We start from the raw sequence: 20,799 nt of genomic DNA, 5'->3' as shown, positions 1-20,799 counted from the left end.
AGCATGTCCGATACCGATGGCGCCGAGGGCAAGTGGGATTTCTGGATCGATCGCGGCGGCACCTTCACCGACATCGTGGCGCGCACGCCCACGGGCCGGCTGCTGTCGCACAAGCTGCTGTCGGAAAATCCCGAGGCATACTGGGATGCGGCGATCCAGGGCATTCGCGACCTGATGGGAATCGCCGCGAACGCGCGGATTCCGGCCGAGCGCATCGCGGCTGTAAAGATGGGGACCACCGTTGCCACCAACGCCCTGCTTGAGCGCAAGGGCAGCCGCGTGCTGCTCGTCACCAACCTGGGTTTCGGCGACACGCTCGAAATCGGGTATCAGGCCCGCCCGCGGCTGTTCGATCGCCATATCGTTAAGTCCGCGCTGCTCTACGAGCGGGTGGCCGAAGTGCCCGGCCGCCTGCTCGACGACGGCACCGAGGAAACGCCGCTAGACGAAGCAGCGGCCCGCGCGGCGCTGGCGAGCGCCCATGCCGCCGGCATCCGTTCGGTCGCCATCGTCTTCATGCACGGCTACAAATATCCCGGGCATGAGCAGCGCGTGGCCGACATTGCCCGCGAGATGGGCTTCAGCCAGGTCTCCCCGAGCCACAAGGTGTCCTCGCTGATCAAGTTCGTCGGGCGCGGCGACACGACCGTGGTCGATGCCTACCTGTCCCCGATCCTGCGCCGCTATGTCGATCAGGTCCAGGGGGAGTTGGACACCGCAGGCACCGGCTGCAGGCTGATGTTCATGACATCGTCGGGCGGGCTGACCGACGCGCGCCTGTTTCAGGGGCGGAACGCCATCCTCTCCGGGCCGGCGGGCGGCGCGATCGGCGCGGCGGAGACGAGCCGGATCGCCGGCTTCGGCAAGATCATCGGTTTCGACATGGGTGGCACCTCCACCGACGTGATGCATTACGCCGGCACGCCCGAGCGCGATTTCGAGACCGAGGTGGCGGGCGTGCGGATGCGCGCGCCGATGCTGAAGATTCACACCGTGGCGGCGGGCGGCGGCTCGATCCTGCACTTCGACGGGGCGCGCTTCCGCGTCGGGCCGGAATCGGCGGGCGCCAATCCGGGGCCGGCCAGCTATCGTCGCGGCGGGCCGCTGACAGTCACCGACGCCAATGTGATGCTGGGCAAGATCATGCCCGCGCATTTCCCGGCGATCTTCGGCCCGAGGCGGGACCAGCGGCTCGATGCCGGTATCGTGCGCGAAAAATTCGCCGCGATCGCCAGCGCAGTCGGCAAGAGCCCCGAAGAGGTTGCCGAGGGGTTCCTCAAGATCGCGGTCGAAAACATGGCCAACGCGGTCAAGAAGATTTCGGTGCAGCGCGGCTATGACGTCACGCGCTATTGCCTGGCCTCGTTCGGTGCCGCCGGCGCGCAGCACGCCTGCGCGATCGCCGACACGCTGGGCATGAAGACGATCCTCCTCCATCCGTTCGCGGGCCTTCTTTCGGCTTACGGGATGGGGCTGGCCGACATCCAGGCCGGACGCCAGGCGAGCATCGAGCGGGATCTGGACGAGGAATGCGTGGCCGCTATCGAGCGGCTGGCCGACCGGCTGGAGGCGGAAGCGAGGGCCGAAATCGAAGCGCAGGGCATCGCGCGCGACGCGGTGACAGTCTCCCGCACGCTGCATGTGCGCTACCGGGGCACCGACAGCGCGCTGGCGGTGCCGCTCGCCGATCTGGCCAGCATCCGCGCGGCCTTCGCGCAGGCGCATCGCGAGCATTTCAATTTCGTGATGGAAGGCGCGGTGCTGGTGGCCGCGCTCGTCGATGTCGAGGTTCGCGGCGGCGGTGCGCGGGATCTGGAAAGCGAAGCGCCGCCGGCGGCGGGCGAGGCCACTCCGTTCGAGCACACGCGCATCCATTCCGGCGGCGCGTGGCGGGATACGCCCGTCTTCCGCCGCTCCGACCTGGGGCCGGGCAACGCCATCGCCGGTCCCGCGATCATCCTGGAGCAGACCAGCACCATCGTTATCGAGCCCGGCTGGCGGGCCGCGATCAACCCTTATGGTCATATCGTGCTGACGCGCGGCGGCAGCGCCGCACATACCGAGAAGCTGTCGCTCGAGGCGGATCCGGTCATGCTGGAGGTGTTCAACAACCTCTTCATGTCGATCGCCGAGCAGATGGGCTACGCGCTGCAGAACACCGCCCGCTCGACCAACATCAAGGAACGGCTCGATTTCTCCTGCGCCGTGTTCGATGCCGCGGGCGAGCTCATCGCCAACGCGCCGCACACGCCGGTGCATCTGGGCTCGATGGATCGCTCGGTCAAAAGCGTCATCGCGGCGCACCCCCGGATCGGCGCCGGGGACGTGTTCGTCACCAATGCGCCCTACAACGGCGGCACCCACCTTCCCGATATCACCGTGGTCACGCCGGTGTTCGACGAGGATGGCAGCGAGCTGCTGTTCTTCGTCGCCTCGCGCGGGCACCATGCCGACATCGGCGGCATCGCCCCCGGCTCCATGACCCCGCGCGCGACGCGCATCGAGGAGGAGGGCGTCGTCCTCGACAACGTCAAGCTCGTCAGCAACGGCCGGCTGCTCGAAGCCGAAATCCGCGCCGCGCTCACGGGCGGGCCCTATCCCTGCCGCAACCCCGAGCAGAACCTGGCCGACCTCAAGGCCCAGATCGCCGCCAACGAGCGCGGCGCGAAAGAGCTACTCTCGATGGTGGCCCAATTCGGCCTGCCGGTGGTTTTCGCCTACATGGGCCATATCCGGGCCTTCGCGGAAGAAGCCGTGCGCCGCGCGATCGGCAAGCTTCAGGACGGCGCGGCGGAAGTCTTCTTCGACCAGGGCTGCAAGGTCGCCGCCCGGATCGTCGTCGATCATGCCGACCGTTCGGCCACGATCGACTTTACCGGCACCAGCCCGCAGCAGCCCGACAACTTCAACGCCCCCAGGCCAGTGGTCAACGCGGCGGTGCTCTATGCTTTCCGCTGCATGGTCGATGCCGACATTCCGATGAACTCGGGCTGCATGGTTCCGCTCCACGTCGTCCTGCCCGAACGATCGATGCTCTCGCCCGCCTATCCGGCGGCGGTCGTCGCCGGCAATGTCGAGGTGAGCCAGGCCGTGACCGATTGCCTGTTTGCCGCCATGGGTGCGCTCGCCGGCGCCCAGGGCACGATGAACAACTTCAATTTCGGCGACAGCGAATACCAGTATTACGAGACGATCTGCGGCGGGGCCGGCGCGGGCCCCGGCTTCGACGGCGCCTCGGCCGTGCATACCCATATGACGAACACGCGGCTGACCGACCCCGAAGTGCTTGAGCAGCGCTATCCCGTGGTTCTCGAACGCTTCGCGATCCGGCGGGGCTCGGGCGGAAACGGCCGGTGGCGAGGGGGAGACGGCGTCATCAGGGTTCTGCGCTTCTTGCGGCCCATGGAGGCATCGTTCCTGACCAACCGCCGCATCGTGCCGGCGCGGGGCCTGTGCGGTGGCAGCGACGGCGAGGTCGGCAGGAACCTTCGCGTCCGCCGCGATGGCGCGATCGAGACCCTTGCGAGTTGCACGCAAGTATCGGTGGAAGCAGGCGAGGCGATCGTTATCGAAACGCCGTCCGGCGGGGGATACGGAGAAGCTGGAGCGGCTACGGGCAGGCATGGTTGATGGCGGATCGCGATGAGCAACAAGTCCTGAACCCGGCGGCGCATCAGGTATCCACGCATTTCCTCAGCGCCGCCGCCAGCCGGGCCGGGCCGGGGAAATAGTCCCATTCAAAAGCGTGGGGATAAGGCGTGTCCCAGCCGGTGACGCGTTCGACCGGGGCTTCCAGATGGAAGAAGCAATGTTCCTGCACCAGCGCCGAGAGTTCCGCGCCGAAGCCGCAAGTGCGGGTCGCCTCGTGGACGACGACGCAGCGGCCGGTGCGCTTGACCGAGCGGACGATGGCATCGAGATCGAGCGGGATGAGCGTGCGCAGATCGAGGATCTCGGCATCGATTCCGGTTTCCTCGGCGGCGGCGAGCGCGACGTGCACCATCGTCCCATAGGCAAGCACGGTCACGTCCCGGCCTTCGCGCATGACCCGGGCCTTGCCCAGTTCGACCCGGTAGTGCCCCTGGGGGACCTGCGCGTCGGGATGCCCGGACCAGTTGCGCACCGGACGGTCGTGATGGCCATCGAAGGGGCCGTTGTAGAGGCGCTTCGGCTCGAAGAAGAGCACCGGATCGTCGTCCTCGATCGCGGCGACGAGCAGTCCCTTGGCGTCATAGGGATTGGACGGGATCACTGTCTTCAGCCCGGCGACATGGGTGAAGATGCCTTCCGGGCTCTGGCTGTGGGTCTGCCCGCCGAAGATGCCGCCCCCGTAAGGGCTGCGCACGGTGATCGGCGACCACCATTCGCCCGCGGTCCGATAGCGCATCCGCGCCGCTTCCGAGATCAGCTGGTCGGTGGCCGGATAGATGTAGTCGGCGAACTGGATCTCGACGACCGGACGCTTGCCGTAGGCGCCCATGCCCACGGCCACCGCCACGATCCCGCCTTCGGAGATCGGCGCGTCGAACACCCGATCCCGGCCATGCCGGCGCTGGAGCCCTTCGGTGGCGCGAAATACGCCGCCGAAATAACCGACGTCCTGCCCGAAGACCATCACTTGCGGGTCTTGCGTCAGGGCCACGTCCATCGCGCTGTTGATCGCCTCGATCATGCTCATTTCCGGCATGTCAGAGCCCCGATTCGCGAAGCTGGCGGACAAGATGCGGCGGCATGTCCTTGTAGACCTGCTCGAAGAAGCTGGCGGCGGGAATGCGTGGGCCGTCTTTCAATGTGCCGAGCGCTTCGGCTTCCTTGCCGGCGGCGCGGACCGCTTCGGCCAGCTCCTGCTCCAGCGTGGAATGCTGCTCGATCGACCAGGCGCCCAGTGTGACGAGGTGATCGCGCAGCCGCTCGATCGGGTCGCCGAGCGGCCAGGCCGAAGGCTCCGTGGTCGGCCGGTAGCGGGTCGGGTCGTCCGAAGTCGAATGGCCGTCGGCGCGATAGGTGAACAGCTCGATCAGCGTCGGCCCCAGGCCGGCCCGTGCCCGCTCGGCCGCCCAGGCCGTGACCGCGAAGACGGCGAGGAAGTCGTTCCCGTCGACCCGGAGCGAGGGTATCCCGAAGCCGATGCCGCGCGAGGCGAACGTGGATTGCTCGCCCCCGGCGATGCCCGCGAACGACGAGATCGCCCATTGGTTGTTGACGATGTTGAGGACGACCGGCGCCTGGTACACGCTGGCGAAGGTCAGCGCATAGTGAAAGTCGCCCTCCGCCGTGGCGCCATCGCCGATCCAGGCGGCGGCGATGCGGCTGCCGCCATCGGCGGCCGAGGCCATGGCCCAGCCCACGGCCTGGCTGTATTGCGTGCCCAGATTGCCGGAAATCGAAAAGAAGCCGGCCTCGCGGCTGGAATAGAACACCGGCATCTGCCGGCCCTTGAGGCGATCGCCGCTGTTGGAATAGACTTGGTTCATCATGTCGATCAGCGGCCAGTCGCGCGCCAGCAGCAGGCCCTGCTGGCGATAGGTGGGAAAGCACATGTCATCGCGGCGCAGCGCCAGGGCGGCCGCGACGGCCACCGCCTCCTCGCCGGTGCATTTCATGTAGAAGCTGCTCTTGCCCTGGCGCTGCACCCGGACCATGCGCTGATCGTAGGCGCGCGTGAGCATCATCGCGCGCAGGCCCCTGATCAGGACATCGGCGGGCAGTTGCGGATCCCACTCCCCCCGCGCGTGGCCGCCTTCGTCGAGGACCCTGATGAGCGAGAAGGCAAGCTCGCGGATGGCGGACGGATCGATATCGACGGACGGCCGGGCCACGGCGCCGGCGGGCGGCAGGCTGATCCCGGAGAAATCGGGCTGGTCGCCGGGGCGGAAGGCCGGCTCGGGAATGTGCAGCCCCGGATCGTTGCGCCGCAACGCCTGCGACCCGCTTTCGGTATCGTGCATTCCCTTCATCCCCGGCAACCCCAGTCAGGGACAGATTAGCATTGCCGTGGCAAAAGAAATTTGCGCAGATTTGCGGGGTTTTTGTTTTTATGGGGTAAATATTTCCAATGTTGGGCTCTTTGGGAATGAATTGCGCTGCTTCACCGGATGGCGATGGAGAATGCATCGTCCCTCTCTCCCAGGCCGATTCGGGATGAGGGCCGGCCAGCCGGACGAAACGTCGCTCCGGGAAAAGGCAAACCGAATGCGGGGCGCGAAAGAAATTGCCCTCTCGTTCACCGCACCGGTAAATGCCGATCACTTCTTTCCAGGATCACGCCATATGGGAAAGCTTCATGCCCACCGAGCTTGACGAATACGAGAAGCGCATCCTTGCGATCCTCCAGGTCGATTCATCCCGTTCGAATGCCGAGGTCGCCAAGGAGATCGGGCTGTCCGAAGCCCCGTGCTGGCGACGGACGCAGCGCCTGAAGAAGGAAGGCTACATCAGCGCGCAAGTCAGTCTGCTCGATCGGCGCAAGGTCGGGCTGAACACCCATGTCTTCGCGCTCGTGAAGCTGTCGGCGGTGGGGCGATCCAATCTTTCGGAGTTCTCCGAAGCGATCCGGCAATTTCCCGAAGTGCTCGATTGCTACGTGCTGATGGGCTCGGCGGATTTCATGCTGCGGATCGTCACCAGGGATATCGACGCCTATGAGCAGTTCTTCTTCGACAAGCTGTCAAAGCTTCCCGGCATCCAGGACGTGAACTCGATGGTGGCGCTCTCGGAGATCAAGTCCACCACGCGCCTCCCGCTGGAGACCATGCGCTGAGCTGACGGCCTGCGCATGGTCCCGTTGGCGGGATGTCCGGCCGCTGGCCTCAGGCCCGGGCGGCCGGAGGCGCGGCGCGACTCGGGCCGAGCAGCAGCAGCAGCGAGGAGCCGAGCAGGACCGCCGTGCCCACGATCACGAGGTACAACTCATAGCCTCCGGTCCGCGCCATGGTGAAGCTCAGCAGCGCGGCGCCCGAGGCGGTGGAGAACGAGATCGCGAAGGTCAGCAGGCCCATGACCGAACTGTAGATCGCCACCCCGAAATGACGCGCCACCAGGAAGCCGACGATGTCACCCTCGGCGCCGAACGAGAAGCCCAGGCAGAACACCGCGAAGGTCAGCACCGCAGGCGCATCGAGGCTGGAGGCGATCAGGAAGAGGCCGACGCTCGGCAGGCCGAGCGAAACGAACGAGACGATGTCGGCGCGAAACCGATCGAGCGCGAGCCCGGCGACAAAGCGGCCCGCCAACATGCCGACCGACAGGGCCGAAAGCATCACGGCGGTATCCTTGCCGCCCACGCCGTTCGCCATCAGCAGCAGTTTCAGCTGCACCAGCATGATCGTGGCCGGCAGGTTGCACAGCAACATGACCGCCAGGAGGATCCAGAACGCCTTGCTGCGCAGGATCAGCGGATAATCGTCGCGCGCGCGCCGCTTGGCCCTGGGGGCCTGCGTCTTCTGGCGTTCGGCGGGGATCAGCAGGAACGTGATCACGCTGGCGATCACCGAGAAGATCGCCAGCGCCTGATAGGCCTCGCGCCAGCCGTTCGCCTCGACATAGGCATTGAGAATGGGTGCGCCGATGGCGCCGGTGATCGCCGAGCCAGAAACCGCGATGGCCAGGGCCAGGCCGCGGGATCGCTCGACATACTGGACGACAAGCCGGCTGTAGACCGTCGCGGTCGTCGTCACGCACAGCACGCTCTGGATGAAGAAGATGGTGATATAGACCCAGAGCTGGCCGTTCATCATGCTGTAGGCGAGGTAGACCAGCGGCAGCGTCACCATGCCGATCAACGCGGTCCATCGCACGCCCATGATGTCCGCCAGCCGGCCCACGAAAGGAAAGGCGAACGAGGTGACGAGCGCAAGGCTGCCGACCAGCGCGAACGCGGCCCGCGACCAGCCGACATCGGCCAGCAGACTGGGGGCGATGGCGGTCGTGATGGTTCCGACCGTCGACATCCCGGTGCCGATGCCGATCGTCGCCGCGAGCAGCGGACGCCATGCGCCGCGCAGTTCCGCAAAGTAGCTGATGAGTGTCTCCCGCGTTCAATTCGTGCCCGGCGGCCGATCGTCCTGCCCGCTTTGGCGTCGCGTTCCGCACCGTGGCCGGGCAGCCTGTATCCAATCGGTTTTGCGGAGTCGATCGGACATTGTGCATCATGCATTGGTGTGGGCGGAGCTATCGCCGCGTTGCCGCGCTCTCGTCCGATGTTGGCATTCCGCCCGGCGTCGAGGAAGCCTCGCCGTCTTCGGCGATGTAGCCGATGCGATCGTGCTTTGGCGCGTTCCGCTTGATCGCGGTCAAGTCATGGCTTTGGCGATGTGCTATCAAGGCAATGCCAGAGGGTGAGTCGGCTAATCCGGCGCCTTTTTTGGGGAAGCGCGGCTTTCCCCGAATGTCGCGGGCTGAACCGGCAAGGCTCTGGCTGGTTCGGCTCGTGGCGGCCATCGTCTGACCCTGTCCGCAAGGCAGCCGGTACAGTGATGGCGCCGCCGCGGGCCGACTGCCGGGCGTCGGGTGCGACGCGGTGCAATGGTCCGCTCCGAAAGAGGGCGGGAAAGGTCAAGGCGATGAAGCTGGTTCATGACATGATCGTCCTCGTCGTGGACGGTTCGCGGATGCTTTTGCTGCGCAACCAGGGTGACGAGGTCTATCCCGACCTCAGGGTGATCGAGCACCGTCAGTTCGAGAACCTGCCCAATCGCGACTTGCTCAGCGATGCGCCGGGCGTGGATTTCTCCGCCGGATACCCCGGACGCAGCACGTTCGAGGAAAGCGATCCGCACCAGGCGAACGAAGACCTGTTCATCGCCGCGGCGGCCGACACGCTGGCATCGGTGGCGGCGAACGGGCAGGATCGGCTGATCGTCGCCGCGCCGCCCCGCGCCCTTGGCGAGCTTCGCCGCCATTATACTCAGGACGTGCGGGCCAGGCTCGTGGCCGAAATCGACAAGGACTTCACCAGGCACACGGTCGACGAGATTGCCCGCCTGCTTTCCGTCCATGGTGAACCGGCCGGCGCGTGATACCGCTGGTGCGCGGCTGGTGAGTAGCGACGCGCTTCTGCCGATGCGTTCGAGGCTGGCCTTGCCGGCGCGGAGCCGGTCGATCCGTCGCCGCATCGCCGGTTCGATCATCGGCCGGTAGCGGGCTCATGGAACCGGGCCGGGCCCCCTGTTTTCCTGCGTCGCCTGCCACGATCCGCGCATTGTCCGGGACAGATGCCTGGCATCGGGCCCCAATGTCGGCCATGTCGCGCGTGGGACGCGCGTGATCGTGCGCGCGTCTCATCGCGAAAAGAGCGCAAGCTGATTATCGAGGCAGAACGATCATGGCCGAACCCGACGCGCAGCGGCGATACCGATCCAATCTTCAGGGCGAGGTCGATGGCGCGGCGATCTATACGGCGCTGGCCGATAGCGAGGCCGATCCCAAGCTTGCCGAGGTCTTCCGCCGGCTCGCCGCCGTCGAGGACGCGCATGGCGATTTCTGGCGCAAGCGGATCGCGGGGAAGGGCACGCATTTCGCGCCTTCGCCGTCCGCCCGTGCGCGGATTCTCGGCTGGCTGGCGCGGCGCTTCGGCCCCGCCTTCGTGCTGCCGACGCTCGCCGCGAACGAGACGCGCGACAGTGCGGCCTATGACGATCAGCCCGAGGCCCGCGCGGCGGGGTTGCCGGCCGATGAGCGCTCGCACGCGCTGCTGATGCAGGCGGCGGCCGGCAGCGGCGGCCTTTCGGGCCCCACGCTGGCGCTGATCGAGGGCCGGCATCGCGGCGGCGGCAACACGCTGCGCGCGGCCGTGCTGGGTGCGAATGACGGGCTGGTCTCGAACATGAGCCTGGTGATGGGTGTCGCCGGGGCGGCGGCGGCCGAGCGGACGCTGCTGCTCACCGGGCTGGCGGGCCTGATCGCGGGTGCCTGTTCGATGGCGATGGGCGAATGGCTGTCCGTCACCAGCTCGCGCGAGCTTTACCAGAGCCAGATCGCGACCGAGGCGGAGGAACTGCGCGAGGTTCCCGATGAGGAACGCGAGGAGCTGATCCTGATCTATCAAGCAAAGGGCATCGCCGAGCCGCAGGCGCGCGCGCTGGCGGACAAGCTGCTGAGCAACGAGGGGACCGCGCTGGACACGCTCGCGCGCGAGGAGCTTGGGATCGACCCGGACCAGCTGGGCGGATCGGCCTGGACGGCGGCCACCTGGTCGTTCCTGCTGTTCGCCGCCGGCGCGATCGTTCCGGTGGCGCCTTTCCTGTTTCTGTCCGGCCGCACCGCCCTGATCGCCAGCCTTGCGGCCAGCGGCCTGGCGCTGGCGCTGATCGGCGCGGGGACCAGCCTGTTCACCGGGCGCACGGCGCTGTTCTCGGCCCTGCGCCAGCTCGCGATCGGACTGGCCGCGGCCGGCGTGACTTACGGCGCGGGCGCGATCGTCGGCACGTCGCTGGGCTGAGGGGCTGTTCGGCCATGCGCCGAAGAGCGCGTTTCTCGCGGCACCAGCCCGCGCGCCCACCGGCGCGACATCGCGCCAATGTGGGCGTGCGCGGTGATCGGGGGGGCGCCATCTGCTTGTCACCGAACAGCCATATCCTGTTGATAGGGGCCCGCTTTTCGATCCGCTGCACCGTCCCAACGCGGGGTTTCAGGCAAAAATGGCAGACAAGCGCGAAGCGGTGCAATGGGTCGCCGTTCATATCTTGCGGCACGAGCCCAGCTTGCGCCGCTGGCTGCGGCGTACCGGGGTTCAGGCAAGCGATATCGACGATATCGTCCAGCAGACCTATTGCAAGTTGAGCGAGCTGGATTCGGTGGCGCATATCATCGATGCGCGCGCCTATTTCTTCGCCACCGCGCGATCGTTTCTGCTCCAGCGCCTGCGCCGGGATCGCGTCGTCCATATCCAGGCCGCTTCGGACCAGATCGACAACCAGGCCGTCGACCAGGCCCCATCGCCCGAACGCATGGTTGGCGCGCGTAGCGAATTGAACAAAGTCTTCGAAGTCATCGCCGCTTTGCCCAAACGGTACCGCGAAGTCATTGAACTGCGCAGGATCGAAGGGCTATCGCAGAAAGAAACTGCAAAAAGACTTGGGCTTACCGAGAAAAGTGTGGAAAATAGCCTGGCGCGCGGGCTCAAGGCGATCTTGCAATCCTTTGAAAACGCCGATCGGGATTATCCCTGCCCGGGGGAGGAGTTGGCGGAGAAGGTGCGCAATGTCGGCCAGCGTTGAGGATACGGCGATCCGCTGGGCAGTCCGCATCGACGCGCAAGACCTCAGCGATCACGAACAGCGCGCGCTGGATGGCTGGCTCCGTCAGGACAGCCGGCATCGCGGCGCGCTGTTCAGGGCGCGGGCCGGCCTGGCCCTGGTCGACGGGCTGGGAGCCGAACCCCTGGCCGAGCCGCACCCGGCGGTCCGGCGCTGGGTCAGGGCGTCCGCCGCGATCGCCGCCGGCTTTGCCGGCCTGCTGGCGCTCTCGTTGTCCTGGTCGCTGTGGTCCGGCCAGCAATACAGCACCGACCTTGGCGAAATCCGCCGGGTTCCGCTGGCGGATGGCTCGGTCGTGCTGGTGAACACCGACAGCGATCTGGAAGTGCATTATGGCAACAAGGCCCGCCAGCTCCGGCTGGACGCGGGCGAGGCCTGGTTCAAGGTCGCCAAGGATCGGCGCAAGCCATTCATCGTCGAGGCCGACGGCGTGCATGTCCAGGCGACCGGCACGGCCTTTTCGGTCCGCCGGCGCGAACAGGCCGTGGAGATCGTCGTGACCGAAGGCACGGTGCGCGCGTGGCGGGATGACCAGCCGGGCAGGGCCATCGCCGTGTCGGCGGGCAACACCGCCACGATCAGCACGGCAGCGGATCGGCCCGCGGCCAGCGTGGCGCCGATCGGCAATGGCGATCCCCTGGCCTGGCGGCAAGGCGGCGTGGCGCTGAACGAGACCACGGTGTTCGACGCGGCGGCGGAGTTCAACCGTTACAACCCCGTCAAGATCGACGTTGCCAGCCCGCAAGTCGGCAGCCAGCGGATGACGGGCTACTTCCAGATCGACCGCCCGGACGAGTTTTCCCAGGCGGTGGCCGACGTGACCGGGGCATCCGTGTCAAAAGATGGCAATAAATATATCATAAAAATGTAGGATAATAATTTCGGAGATTGCTGAGGGATTTCCCTCTTTCGAGCATCCTAACGCCGACCGAATTTCAAACGGGGCGCAGAATGTTCAAAGATTACATTTTTTATTCAGTATCTCCCATTGTCGCGGCCGCGCTTTTCGCGGCCCCGGCATCCGCCGAAGCGATCAAGTTCGTCATCCCCGAGCAGGCTGCGGCGGCTTCCATCCCGGCTTTCGCGCGCGCGGCCAATTTGCAGATCCTCGTCGCCGCGCCGGACTTGCGCGGCGTGCGCACCAATGGCGTGGTCGGCAATTTCGAGCGGCGCCCAGCGCTGGAAATGCTGATCCGCGGCACCGGGCTGAAGATCGCGACCTGGAAGGACACGGTCGTGACGCTCAGCCGCGAGGGCCAGCAGGCGAGCGATGAGGCGGCGGGAAACGTGGCCGACGATGAAATCGTGGTGAACGGCTTCCTGCGCTCGATCGGCGAGGCGCGCGACCTGAAACGCAAGTCCAACACGATCAAGGATGTCATCGTCGCCGAGGACATGGCCAAGTTTCCCGAGTTGAACCTGGCCGAATCGCTACAGCGCGTTCCCGGCGTCGCGATCAATCGCGAAGCGGGCGAGGGGCGCCGGATCACGCTGCGCGGGCTTGGCCCCGATTACACCCGGGTCCAGCTCAACGGCATGGAAGTGCTGGGCAATGTCGATTCCGCGATGGACAGCCGCGGGCAGCGCTCGCGCGATCGCGCGTTCGATTTCAACATCTTCGCGTCCGAGCTGTTCTCGCGCGTGGAGGTGCAGAAGACTTACGAAGCCTCGCAGAACGAAGGCGGCATGGCGGGCACCGTCGGCCTGTTCACGGCCAAGCCGCTGGAGAACAAGCCGGGCCTCAAGGGCGCGATCTCGGCCAAGCTGGGCACCAATACTTACACCGATGACGCGCAGCCGCGCGTCGCGGCCATGGCGGGCTACAATTTCGATGACCGCTTCGGCATCCTCGTGTCGGTCGCCTATTCGAAGCGGCGCACGCAGGAAAAGGGCTACGACACCTACAATCCCGTCCAGCTGACGCCCGCGCAGATCCAGACCTATCTCAGCAGCGGGCTGGACATCTCCGCCTTGTCGGCCGAGCAGCAGGCCAAGTTCAAGTCGGGCGATCTGGTCTATGCCGCGGGCAACCGGCTGTCGGTCTGGGATGCGCGGCAGGAGCGGCTGGGCGTGACCTTGTCGACCCAGTGGCGCCCCACGGACACGCTGCTGCTGACGCTGGACGGGCTCTACGGCAAGTTCAGCACCGATCGCGACGAATATCACCTGGCGACCCGTCCGACCTCGGGCAGCGGCGAGATCATCTTCAACGGCGCCTATTCCGATTTCGGGCGGTCGATCCTGGCGTCCAGGATCAATGACATTCGCTGGGATTCGTCCAATTTCGTGACTTATGCCGATGTCGACAACGCCACTTATGGCTCGGAGCACCGGCGGCAGGTCAATCGCAACGTGTTCAAGCAGATCGCCCTGACCGGTGACTGGAAGCCCTCGTCGGTCCTGACGTTCGACGGCCATGTCGGCTATGAGAAATCGACCTACAGGACGCCGATCGACGACAAGCTGTACCTCCAGGCGCAAGGCGGGATGATCACCCAGTTCGCGCCGGACGGGGAATCGGCCAGCAACCTGTATAAATGGAACACCGCCGATCCCGACAACTATGTGATCCGCGAGCTTTATTTCCGCGAGAACGCGCAGACGACCACGCTGCACGAAGGAACGCTCAACGGCCGCTATGTGCTGAGCCCGGTCTTCAAGCTCAATGTCGGCTATGCCTATCGCCGATACGCCATGTCCGGCTCCGACCTCTTCAACGACGGGCTCTACGGAGCCGAGTTCAAGAGCAAGCCGGGCTATGACGCGGTGACGCCTTATGCCCTGGTCTATGACGGCTGGGGCGGGCAGCCGTGGGTGGCGGGAGACTGGGACAAGGCGTTGGCGTTCTACGGCAAGAGCCACACCGATGTCGGCCCGGGCGCGCGCACGTACAACACCTTCGCGATCAAGGAAGTGACCAACGCCGGCTATGTCCAGCTCGACTGGGACGGCGATCTGGGCGGGATGACGCTGCGCGGCAATGTCGGCGCGCGCGCCTATCACACCGAGACGACGAACACCGGCCTGCTTGCCAATGCGGCCGGCCAGCGCGTGCCCAGCACGATCGTGTCGAGCTATTCGGGTATCCTGCCGGGGCTGAACGCCGTGCTGGAAGTGACGCGCGACTTCCAGGTCAGGCTTGCGGCCGCGCAGAACATCAACCGCCCGGCGCTCACGTCCATGAAGATGACGGGCAGCGTGCAGCTTGGCACCGCCGGCTATACCGTGAGCAACGGCAATCCCTCGCTCAAGCCCTACAAGTCGACTGACCTCGATCTTTCCGCCGAATGGTATTTCGGCCAGGTCGGCATGATCTCGGTGGGGATCTTCCACAAGGATATCGACGATCTGGTGGGCAACGAGACGCTGCTCAACGTGCCCTATTCGGTCACGGGCCTGTCCACGGACCTGGCGCCGGGGCTGACGCCCGATACCAACGTGGTGCAGTATACCCGTCCGGTCAATCTCGCCAAGGCGCGGCTGACCGGCCTGGAAATGGCCGCCCAGGGCAATTTCACGTTCCTGCCCGCGCCGTTCGACAATCTGGGCGCGCTGGCCAACGTGACGCTGATCGATTCCAATACCAAGGTGAACGGCCGGAACGGGCCGATCACCGGCCTGTCGGATATCAATGCCAACGGCACGCTCTATTACGAGACCAAGCTGTGGGGCATCCGTGGTTCGGCCAACTTCCGCTCGGGCTATCTGCTGTCCCGCTACGACGGCAGGAACCCGGTCAGCGAGGATGGCTTCAAGAGCACCGTCTATGTCGACGCGGCGGCGTTCGTGAACATCAGGGACGGCATTCGCCTCACGCTCGATGCCATCAACATCACCAACCAGCCCGAGATCCAGATCAACAGCATCTATGACCGGCTGCACAACGTGACGCGAAGCGGCACCACGCTCTTCGCCGGCCTGAACGTCTCATTCTGAGGCTCGCCCCGTGCCGGAACCCGCTCCGGCACGGGGCCCTTCGCTCCTGAAAGAGGGACATATCCCATGGTTACCATCGATCGTCGCGCCCTGCTGGGCCTGCTTGGCGGCTCCGGCGCCGCCATCGCGAGCGGCTTGCCGTTCCAGGCTTTCGCCTGGGATCGGCCGCCGCCCTATAATGTCGAAGCCAATCCCAAGTTCTCGACCATGCCGTTCACGCTGGGCGTGGCTTCGGGCGATCCCGCGCCCGATGGCTTCGTCATCTGGACGCGGCTGGCGCCCGAACCGCTGGATCCGCACGGCGGAATGCCGCGCCGGCAGATGTACGTGAACTGGGAAGTCGCGGCGGATGAGCACTTCGGCCGCATCGTCCAGTCCGGCCAGAGCATGGCCATGCCCGAGCTGGCCCATGCGGTGCATGTGGAAGTGGCCGGGCTGGAGCCCAACCGTCCCTATTGGTATCGCTTCACCGTCGGCGGCGAGCAGAGCCCGGTCGGCCGCAGCCGCACGCTGCCGGCCCTGGGATCGCGGCTGGATCGCGTGCGCTTCGTAGCGGCGGGATGCCAGTATTACGAGCTGGGCTATTTCACCGCCTGGCGGCGCATTTCCGAAGAGCCGGTGGATTTCGTGTTCCACTATGGCGACTATATTTACGAAGGCGCCGGCGCCAAGTTCAGCAACGGCGACAATTTCGGAAGGAACCCGCCGCCACTGCGCAATCATGTCGGCAACGAGCTTTATTCGATTGACGATTACCGGATGCGCTACAGCCAGTACAAGACCGATCCCGATCTTCAGGCGGCCCATGCCGCTTGCCCCTGGTTCGTCAGCTTCGACGATCACGAGATCGACAACAACTGGGCCGGCAATATCGACGAGAACGAATCGCCGCCCGAAATCTTCGCCTTGCGCAAGGCCATGGCGCTGCAGGCCTATTACGAGAACATGCCGCTGCGCCGCGCCTCGCTGCCGGTGGGCGGCCACATGCAGATGTTCCGCAGCGCGCAATATGGCGATCTGCTGAACGCCTTCGTCCTCGATACGCGCCAGTATCGCAGCAACCAGGCCTATTTCGACCTGACCTCGCCGCAGGGGCCGGACGTGTTCGCCCCGGATCGCAGCATCATGGGCGATCGCCAGGAGGCATGGCTGTTCGACGGGCTGTCACGCTCGCAGACACGCTGGAACCTGATCGCCCAGCAGGTGCTGCTGATGAACCTGCAATACCAGCGCGAGGAAGGCGCCCAGCGGGTGTCGGGCATGGACACCTGGACCGGCTATATGCACAGCCGCCGCCGCCTGCTCGATCATATCGACAAGCACCGGCCGGGCAATGTCGTCACGGTCAGCGGCGACGCGCATCTCCATTTCGCGGGCGACCTGATCCAGGACAATGGCGATGGTCGCGTGATCTCGGCCGAATTCAGCGCGACCTCGATCACCTCCGGCGCGGATGGCACGGGCGATGAAAATCCGCGCGTGAGAGGGGCGATGGCGGGCAACCCGGAACTGAAGGCGATCACCGACAAGCGCGGCTACCTGCTGTGCGACGTCAATCGCGACACCTGGCGCGCGGACCTCAAGATCCTCGACAAGGTGACCGAAGCGAACGGCAAGCTTTTGACTTATGCCAGCTTCGTGGTCGAGCACGGCCATCCCGGCATCAAGCGGGCCTGAAGCGCGAGGGGGGCGGCTTCGGCCCGGCCGCCCCTCCGCTCGCTTGCCGATGGCGGCTTTCCGGTGAGGGGCTTTGCGCCCTACCGGCTCCACTTTCGCTGGGCCTTGCCATAGCGCGTCTTGCGCGTGCCCGGCTTGCCTTCGTTGCTGCGGCCGACCCTGGGAGCCTTGTGCTCGCCGGACGGCAGGCCCAGTTCCTCGCCTTCCAGCCGCCTGATCTCGTCGCGCAGGCGGCCGGCTTCCTCGAATTCGAGGTCGGCCGCGGCGGCGCGCATCCGGCCTTCGAGTTCCTCGATATAGGCGCGCAGGTTGTGGCCGACGAGGTTGTTGCGTTCATCGTCTTCCAGCTCGACGATCACGCCGTCGCGGCTGGCGGTGTCGGCGACGATGTCGGCGATGCGGCGCTTGATGGATTGCGGCGTGATGCCGTGCTCGGCGTTGTAGGCCTGCTGCTTTTCCCGGCGGCGGTCGGTTTCGGCCATGGCGCGTTCCATCGATCCGGTAATCCGATCGGCATAGAGGATCACGCGGCCGTCGATGTTGCGGGCGGCGCGGCCGATGGTCTGGATCAGGCTGGTCTCGCTGCGCAGGAAGCCTTCCTTGTCGGCATCGAGGATGCAGACAAGGCCGCATTCGGGAATGTCCAGCCCCTCGCGCAGCAGGTTGATGCCCACCAGCACGTCATAGACGCCCATCCTGAGGTCGCGGATCAGCTCGATGCGCTCCAGCGTCTCGACGTCCGAATGCATGTAGCGCACGCGCACGCCGGCCTCGTGCATGAACTCGGTCAGGTCCTCGGCCATGCGCTTGGTCAGCGTGGTGACGAGCGTGCGATAGCCCTTGGCGGCGGTCGCCTTGCACTCGACGATGCAGTCCTGCACCTGATCCTCGACCGGGCGGATCTCCACCGGCGGGTCGATCAGCCCCGTGGGGCGGATCACCTGTTCGGCGAAGACGCCGCCGGTCTGCTCCATTTCCCAGTTGCCGGGCGTCGCCGAGACGGCGACGGTCTGCGGGCGCATCGCGTCCCATTCGTTGAAGCGCAGCGGGCGGTTGTCGATGCAGCTCGGCAGGCGGAAGCCGTATTCGGCCAGCGTGAGCTTGCGGCGGTGGTCGCCACGCGCCATCGCGCCGACTTGCGGCACGGTCTGGTGGCTTTCATCGACGAACAGCAGCGCGTTGTCGGGCAGATATTCGAACAGCGTCGGCGGCGGCTCGCCCGGCAGGCGGCCGGTGAGGAAGCGCGAGTAGTTCTCGATCCCCGCGCAACTGCCGGTGGCGGCGATCATCTCCAGGTCGAAGTTGGTGCGTTGCTCCAGCCGCTGCGCTTCGAGCAACCGGCCCTCGGCTTCGAGTTCCTTCAGCCGTTCGGACAGCTCGAAGCGGATCGCCTCGGCGGCCTGCTTCATCGTCGGGCCGGGGGTGACGTAGTGCGAATTGGCGTAGACCCGGACCTTGTCGAGGCTGGCGCCCTTCTTGCCGGTGAGCGGATCGAACTCGCTGATCTCGTCGATCTCGTCGCCGAAGAAGCTCACGCGCCAGGCCATGTCCTCGTAGTGGCTGGGGAAGATCTCCAGGCTGTCGCCGCGCACGCGGAAGTTGCCGCGCGCGAAGGCATGGTCGTTGCGCTTGTACTGCAACGCGACCAGCTTCCGGATGATCTCGCGCTGGTCGACGCTCTCGCCCTTCTTGAGATCGAAGATCATCGCCGAATAGGTCTCGACCGAGCCGATGCCGTAGAGGCATGACACCGAGGCGACGATGATCACGTCGTCGCGCTCGAGCAGCGCGCGGGTGGCGGAATGGCGCATCCGGTCGATCGCCTCGTTCACCGAGCTTTCCTTCTCGATGTAGGTGTCCGATCGCGGCACGTAGGCCTCGGGCTGGTAATAGTCGTAGTACGAGACGAAATACTCGACCGCGTTGTCCGGGAAGAAATCCTTGAACTCGCCATAGAGCTGCGCGGCGAGGATCTTGTTGGGCGCCAGGATCAGCGCCGGGCGCTGCAGTTCCTCGATCACCTTGGCCATGGTGAAGGTCTTGCCCGATCCGGTGACGCCCAGCAGCACTTGCGTCTTCTCGCCATCGCGCGCCGCGGCGACCAGCTCGGCGATCGCGGTGGGCTGGTCGCCGGCCGGCTCGTAGTCCGAGACGATGCGCAGCGGCTTGCCCGGCAGCGACTTCTCGGGCCGCTGCGGCTTGTGCGGAACGAAATTCTGCGATGTGTCGGGCTCTTCGAGACCCCGGCGGATAACGAGTTCGGCCATGCGGAACATATGGAGAAGGTTGCGCCGCGCCGCAATGAGTCGTTGGCAGCCGTGCCCGCCGGTGATAGCGGCGCCAGCCGCGGGGAACATGGATGGAAGGGTAGTTTCATGAAACGTATTGTCGAAATGGCGGGCGTCGCGCTCGCATTGTCCCTGCTCGCGGGCTGCGGCTCGAAGGAAAACGCCGATACCGGCCCCAAGACGATGGAACAGGCCAAGCAGGAAGCCAGCAAGCTCGATCGGCCCGAGGCGGGGCAGTACAAGCAGACGATCGAGATCACCCGGTTCGAGATCCCCGGAATGCCCAAGGAACAGGCCGACCAGATGAAGGGCATGATGCAGAACGCGCAAGTGCAGGAATTCTGCCTGACGCCCGCGCAGGCCGAGCAGGGCTTCAAGGACATGTTCGACAAGGTGGGCGAAGGCGGCGAGTGCAAGTATTCGCGCTTCGACGTGAGCGGCGGACGGATCGACGCCAAGATGGACTGCGCCAGCAAGGAGCAGGGCACGGCGACGTTCCTGCTGGCCGGCACGGTCGGCCCGAAGGGCACCGACATCACCGTGGACGTCGATCAGAACAATCCGAAATCGCCGATGGGCACGGCCAAGATCGGAATGCACATGAAGACCGAACGCACCGGCGAGTGCGCGCCGGCCAAGCCGTAAGGCCGGCAAGCGCCACGTCATCGCGAGCCCGCCGCCGCGCGCTCGCGATGACGGGCACCGCCGTGAGGCACGGGCCGGATGCGCCGCCGGGACCGCCCCGGAATGACCGCGCTTGCCATTGGCAGGGCCGGTGCGGGCCGTTACCCTTGGTCCTGATCCAGATCGGGAGACCAGCTTGATGCGCCGCACGATCCGTCCCCCCGCCGTTCCCGCCGCGGTGGCCGCCGTGCTTGCCGGCAGCTTCGCGCTGGGCGCTTGCGGGAGCAAGGATACGCCGCGCGACGATGCCACGCAGGTCGCCCCGGAAACGCAGGTGGCTCCGACTTCGACCGCGCCCGCCAGCGAGACCGCCGAATCGGTCGCGGCCAAGGTCGCCGCCGCGCGGATCGAGCCCCGGCCCGGCCGCTGGGAAGTCTCGATGCAGATCCGCGATATCGACATCCCCGGCCTGCCGCCCGAAATGAAGGACATGATGAAAGGGCGGATGAGCGTGATGCACAACACCGCCACTTGCCTGACCGCGCAGGAAGCAGCTCGTCCCCGGACCGGGTTCTTCAAGCCGGGCAACGACGACTGCACGTACCAGCATTTCGACATGGCGGGCGGCCGGGTCGACGCGGCCATGACGTGCGAGGACCGCGGCATGACCCAGACGATGCGCATGAGCGGCACTTATGGCGAGGAAAGCTATGACATCGCCATCGAATCCGACGGCAGGATCGAAGGCCGGCCGATGTCGATGGACATGGTGATCCGCTCCCGGCGCGTGGGCGAATGCACCGGCAAGGAAGAGGGCTGATCCAAGGCCGATCGCCATTCCGCCCTGACGGCCGGCAAATGGCGATTGTCCGTGCTTCCGGTGCTCCCGTACTTCTGGGCGGCGTGGACAAATTCGGATGCCACGAACAGCCTTCCCTTGCATTCCCTCGTCACCCCGGCCTTGCGCCGGGGGCCCGCTCCTTCCTTCCGATCCGACCTTCGGGGAAGCGAGAACAGCG

The 20,799-nt window shown here is 65.9% G+C and carries 15 protein-coding genes; 10 read left to right on the top strand and 5 right to left on the bottom strand.

What is annotated here, in order from left to right; genetic code table 11:
* Window positions 1-3 precede the first annotated feature (3 nt).
* Window positions 4-3,630 carry a hydantoinase B/oxoprolinase family protein gene (locus PYV00_RS00520; protein WP_275226281.1) on the top strand — a complete coding sequence of 1,209 codons (3,627 nt, stop codon included), beginning with the start codon at window positions 4-6 and terminating at the stop codon, window positions 3,628-3,630.
* 43 nt (window positions 3,631-3,673) lie between these two features.
* On the opposite strand, the gene PYV00_RS00515 is transcribed toward PYV00_RS00520, so the two are convergent.
* Together PYV00_RS00515 and PYV00_RS00510 are read right to left on the bottom strand one after the other, a co-directional pair.
* Window positions 3,674-4,678 (bottom strand): alpha-ketoacid dehydrogenase subunit beta, encoded by a 1,005-nt coding sequence (locus PYV00_RS00515; RefSeq protein ID WP_275226572.1) that lies wholly within the window; start codon window positions 4,676-4,678, stop codon window positions 3,674-3,676.
* A gap of 10 nt (window positions 4,679-4,688) precedes the next feature.
* A complete protein-coding gene (locus PYV00_RS00510) occupies window positions 4,689-5,948 on the bottom strand; it encodes a thiamine pyrophosphate-dependent enzyme (protein WP_275226279.1) in 1,260 nt (419 codons plus the stop codon).
* A 335-nt stretch (window positions 5,949-6,283) separates the two neighbouring features.
* On the opposite strand from PYV00_RS00510, the gene PYV00_RS00505 reads away from it, so the two are divergent.
* Entirely contained in the window at window positions 6,284-6,760 is a 477-nt protein-coding gene (locus PYV00_RS00505; protein WP_275226571.1) for an Lrp/AsnC family transcriptional regulator, read from the top strand.
* Window positions 6,761-6,809: 49 nt separating this feature from the next.
* On the opposite strand, the gene PYV00_RS00500 is transcribed toward PYV00_RS00505, so the two are convergent.
* Window positions 6,810-7,949, bottom strand: coding sequence for an MFS transporter (locus tag PYV00_RS00500; protein WP_275226278.1), 1,140 nt, complete (start codon window positions 7,947-7,949; stop codon window positions 6,810-6,812).
* Window positions 7,950-8,169: 220 nt separating this feature from the next.
* Window positions 8,170-8,439: a hypothetical protein gene (locus tag PYV00_RS00495; RefSeq protein ID WP_275226277.1), complete on the bottom strand. Its 270-nt coding sequence runs from the start codon at window positions 8,437-8,439 to the stop codon at window positions 8,170-8,172.
* Window positions 8,440-8,561: 122 nt separating this feature from the next.
* Between PYV00_RS00495 and PYV00_RS00490 the strand changes: the two genes are divergently transcribed.
* The 6 genes from PYV00_RS00490 (at window position 8,562) to PYV00_RS00465 (ending at window position 16,868) form a co-directional block, all read left to right on the top strand.
* Window positions 8,562-9,017, top strand: coding sequence for a host attachment family protein (locus PYV00_RS00490; protein ID WP_275226276.1), 456 nt, complete (start codon window positions 8,562-8,564; stop codon window positions 9,015-9,017).
* A 305-nt stretch (window positions 9,018-9,322) separates the two neighbouring features.
* On the top strand, window positions 9,323-10,438 hold the full coding sequence (locus tag PYV00_RS00485; RefSeq protein WP_275226275.1) for a VIT1/CCC1 transporter family protein: 1,116 nt from the start codon (window positions 9,323-9,325) through the stop codon (window positions 10,436-10,438).
* Between the two features lie 199 nt (window positions 10,439-10,637).
* Complete coding sequence (locus PYV00_RS00480; RefSeq protein ID WP_275226274.1) at window positions 10,638-11,216, top strand: RNA polymerase sigma factor; 579 nt, start codon at window positions 10,638-10,640, stop codon at window positions 11,214-11,216.
* A complete protein-coding gene (locus PYV00_RS00475; protein ID WP_275226273.1) occupies window positions 11,200-12,126 on the top strand; it encodes a FecR family protein in 927 nt (308 codons plus the stop codon). The genes PYV00_RS00480 and PYV00_RS00475 overlap by 17 nt, the downstream gene beginning before the upstream one ends.
* Window positions 12,127-12,206: 80 nt before the next feature.
* Window positions 12,207-15,191 carry a TonB-dependent receptor gene (locus PYV00_RS00470; RefSeq protein WP_275226272.1) on the top strand — a complete coding sequence of 995 codons (2,985 nt, stop codon included), beginning with the start codon at window positions 12,207-12,209 and terminating at the stop codon, window positions 15,189-15,191.
* A 66-nt stretch (window positions 15,192-15,257) separates the two neighbouring features.
* Window positions 15,258-16,868, top strand: a complete 1,611-nt coding sequence (locus PYV00_RS00465) for an alkaline phosphatase D family protein (protein ID WP_275226271.1) — start codon at window positions 15,258-15,260, stop codon at window positions 16,866-16,868.
* Between the two features lie 80 nt (window positions 16,869-16,948).
* On the opposite strand, the gene uvrB is transcribed toward PYV00_RS00465, so the two are convergent.
* Window positions 16,949-19,135 carry an excinuclease ABC subunit UvrB gene (uvrB, locus tag PYV00_RS00460; protein WP_275226270.1) on the bottom strand — a complete coding sequence of 729 codons (2,187 nt, stop codon included), beginning with the start codon at window positions 19,133-19,135 and terminating at the stop codon, window positions 16,949-16,951.
* A gap of 108 nt (window positions 19,136-19,243) precedes the next feature.
* On the opposite strand from uvrB, the gene PYV00_RS00455 reads away from it, so the two are divergent.
* Together PYV00_RS00455 and PYV00_RS00450 are read left to right on the top strand one after the other, a co-directional pair.
* Entirely contained in the window at window positions 19,244-19,801 is a 558-nt protein-coding gene (locus PYV00_RS00455) for a DUF3617 domain-containing protein (RefSeq protein ID WP_275226269.1), read from the top strand.
* Window positions 19,802-19,979: 178 nt separating this feature from the next.
* A complete protein-coding gene (locus PYV00_RS00450) occupies window positions 19,980-20,600 on the top strand; it encodes a DUF3617 domain-containing protein (RefSeq protein WP_275226268.1) in 621 nt (206 codons plus the stop codon).
* The last annotated feature ends 199 nt before the right edge of the window (window positions 20,601-20,799 follow it).

It is taken from the genome of Novosphingobium album (ex Liu et al. 2023), from assembly GCF_029076845.1.
In the GTDB taxonomy this organism is placed as follows: Bacteria; Pseudomonadota; Alphaproteobacteria; order Sphingomonadales; family Sphingomonadaceae; genus Novosphingobium.
This window is presented reverse-complemented; position numbering and strand designations above follow the sequence as displayed.

Bases quoted from the DNA above. Each gene is read 5' to 3' on its own strand.
- uvrB (WP_275226270.1), bottom strand. From the start codon at position 19,135: ATGGCCGAACTCGTTATCCGCCGGGGTCTCGAAGAGCCCGACACATCG.
- PYV00_RS00505 (WP_275226571.1), top strand. From the start codon at position 6,284: ATGCCCACCGAGCTTGACGAATACGAGAAGCGCATCCTTGCGATCCTC.
- PYV00_RS00490 (WP_275226276.1), top strand. From the start codon at position 8,562: ATGAAGCTGGTTCATGACATGATCGTCCTCGTCGTGGACGGTTCGCGG.
- PYV00_RS00500 (WP_275226278.1), bottom strand. From the start codon at position 7,949: ATGTCGACGGTCGGAACCATCACGACCGCCATCGCCCCCAGTCTGCTG.
- PYV00_RS00475 (WP_275226273.1), top strand. From the start codon at position 11,200: ATGTCGGCCAGCGTTGAGGATACGGCGATCCGCTGGGCAGTCCGCATC.
- PYV00_RS00495 (WP_275226277.1), bottom strand. From the start codon at position 8,439: ATGGCCGCCACGAGCCGAACCAGCCAGAGCCTTGCCGGTTCAGCCCGC.
- PYV00_RS00510 (WP_275226279.1), bottom strand. From the start codon at position 5,948: ATGCACGATACCGAAAGCGGGTCGCAGGCGTTGCGGCGCAACGATCCG.
- PYV00_RS00455 (WP_275226269.1), top strand. From the start codon at position 19,244: ATGAAACGTATTGTCGAAATGGCGGGCGTCGCGCTCGCATTGTCCCTG.
- PYV00_RS00450 (WP_275226268.1), top strand. From the start codon at position 19,980: ATGCGCCGCACGATCCGTCCCCCCGCCGTTCCCGCCGCGGTGGCCGCC.
- PYV00_RS00465 (WP_275226271.1), top strand. From the start codon at position 15,258: ATGGTTACCATCGATCGTCGCGCCCTGCTGGGCCTGCTTGGCGGCTCC.
- PYV00_RS00520 (WP_275226281.1), top strand. From the start codon at position 4: ATGTCCGATACCGATGGCGCCGAGGGCAAGTGGGATTTCTGGATCGAT.
- PYV00_RS00515 (WP_275226572.1), bottom strand. From the start codon at position 4,678: ATGAGCATGATCGAGGCGATCAACAGCGCGATGGACGTGGCCCTGACG.
- PYV00_RS00470 (WP_275226272.1), top strand. From the start codon at position 12,207: ATGTTCAAAGATTACATTTTTTATTCAGTATCTCCCATTGTCGCGGCC.
- PYV00_RS00480 (WP_275226274.1), top strand. From the start codon at position 10,638: ATGGCAGACAAGCGCGAAGCGGTGCAATGGGTCGCCGTTCATATCTTG.
- PYV00_RS00485 (WP_275226275.1), top strand. From the start codon at position 9,323: ATGGCCGAACCCGACGCGCAGCGGCGATACCGATCCAATCTTCAGGGC.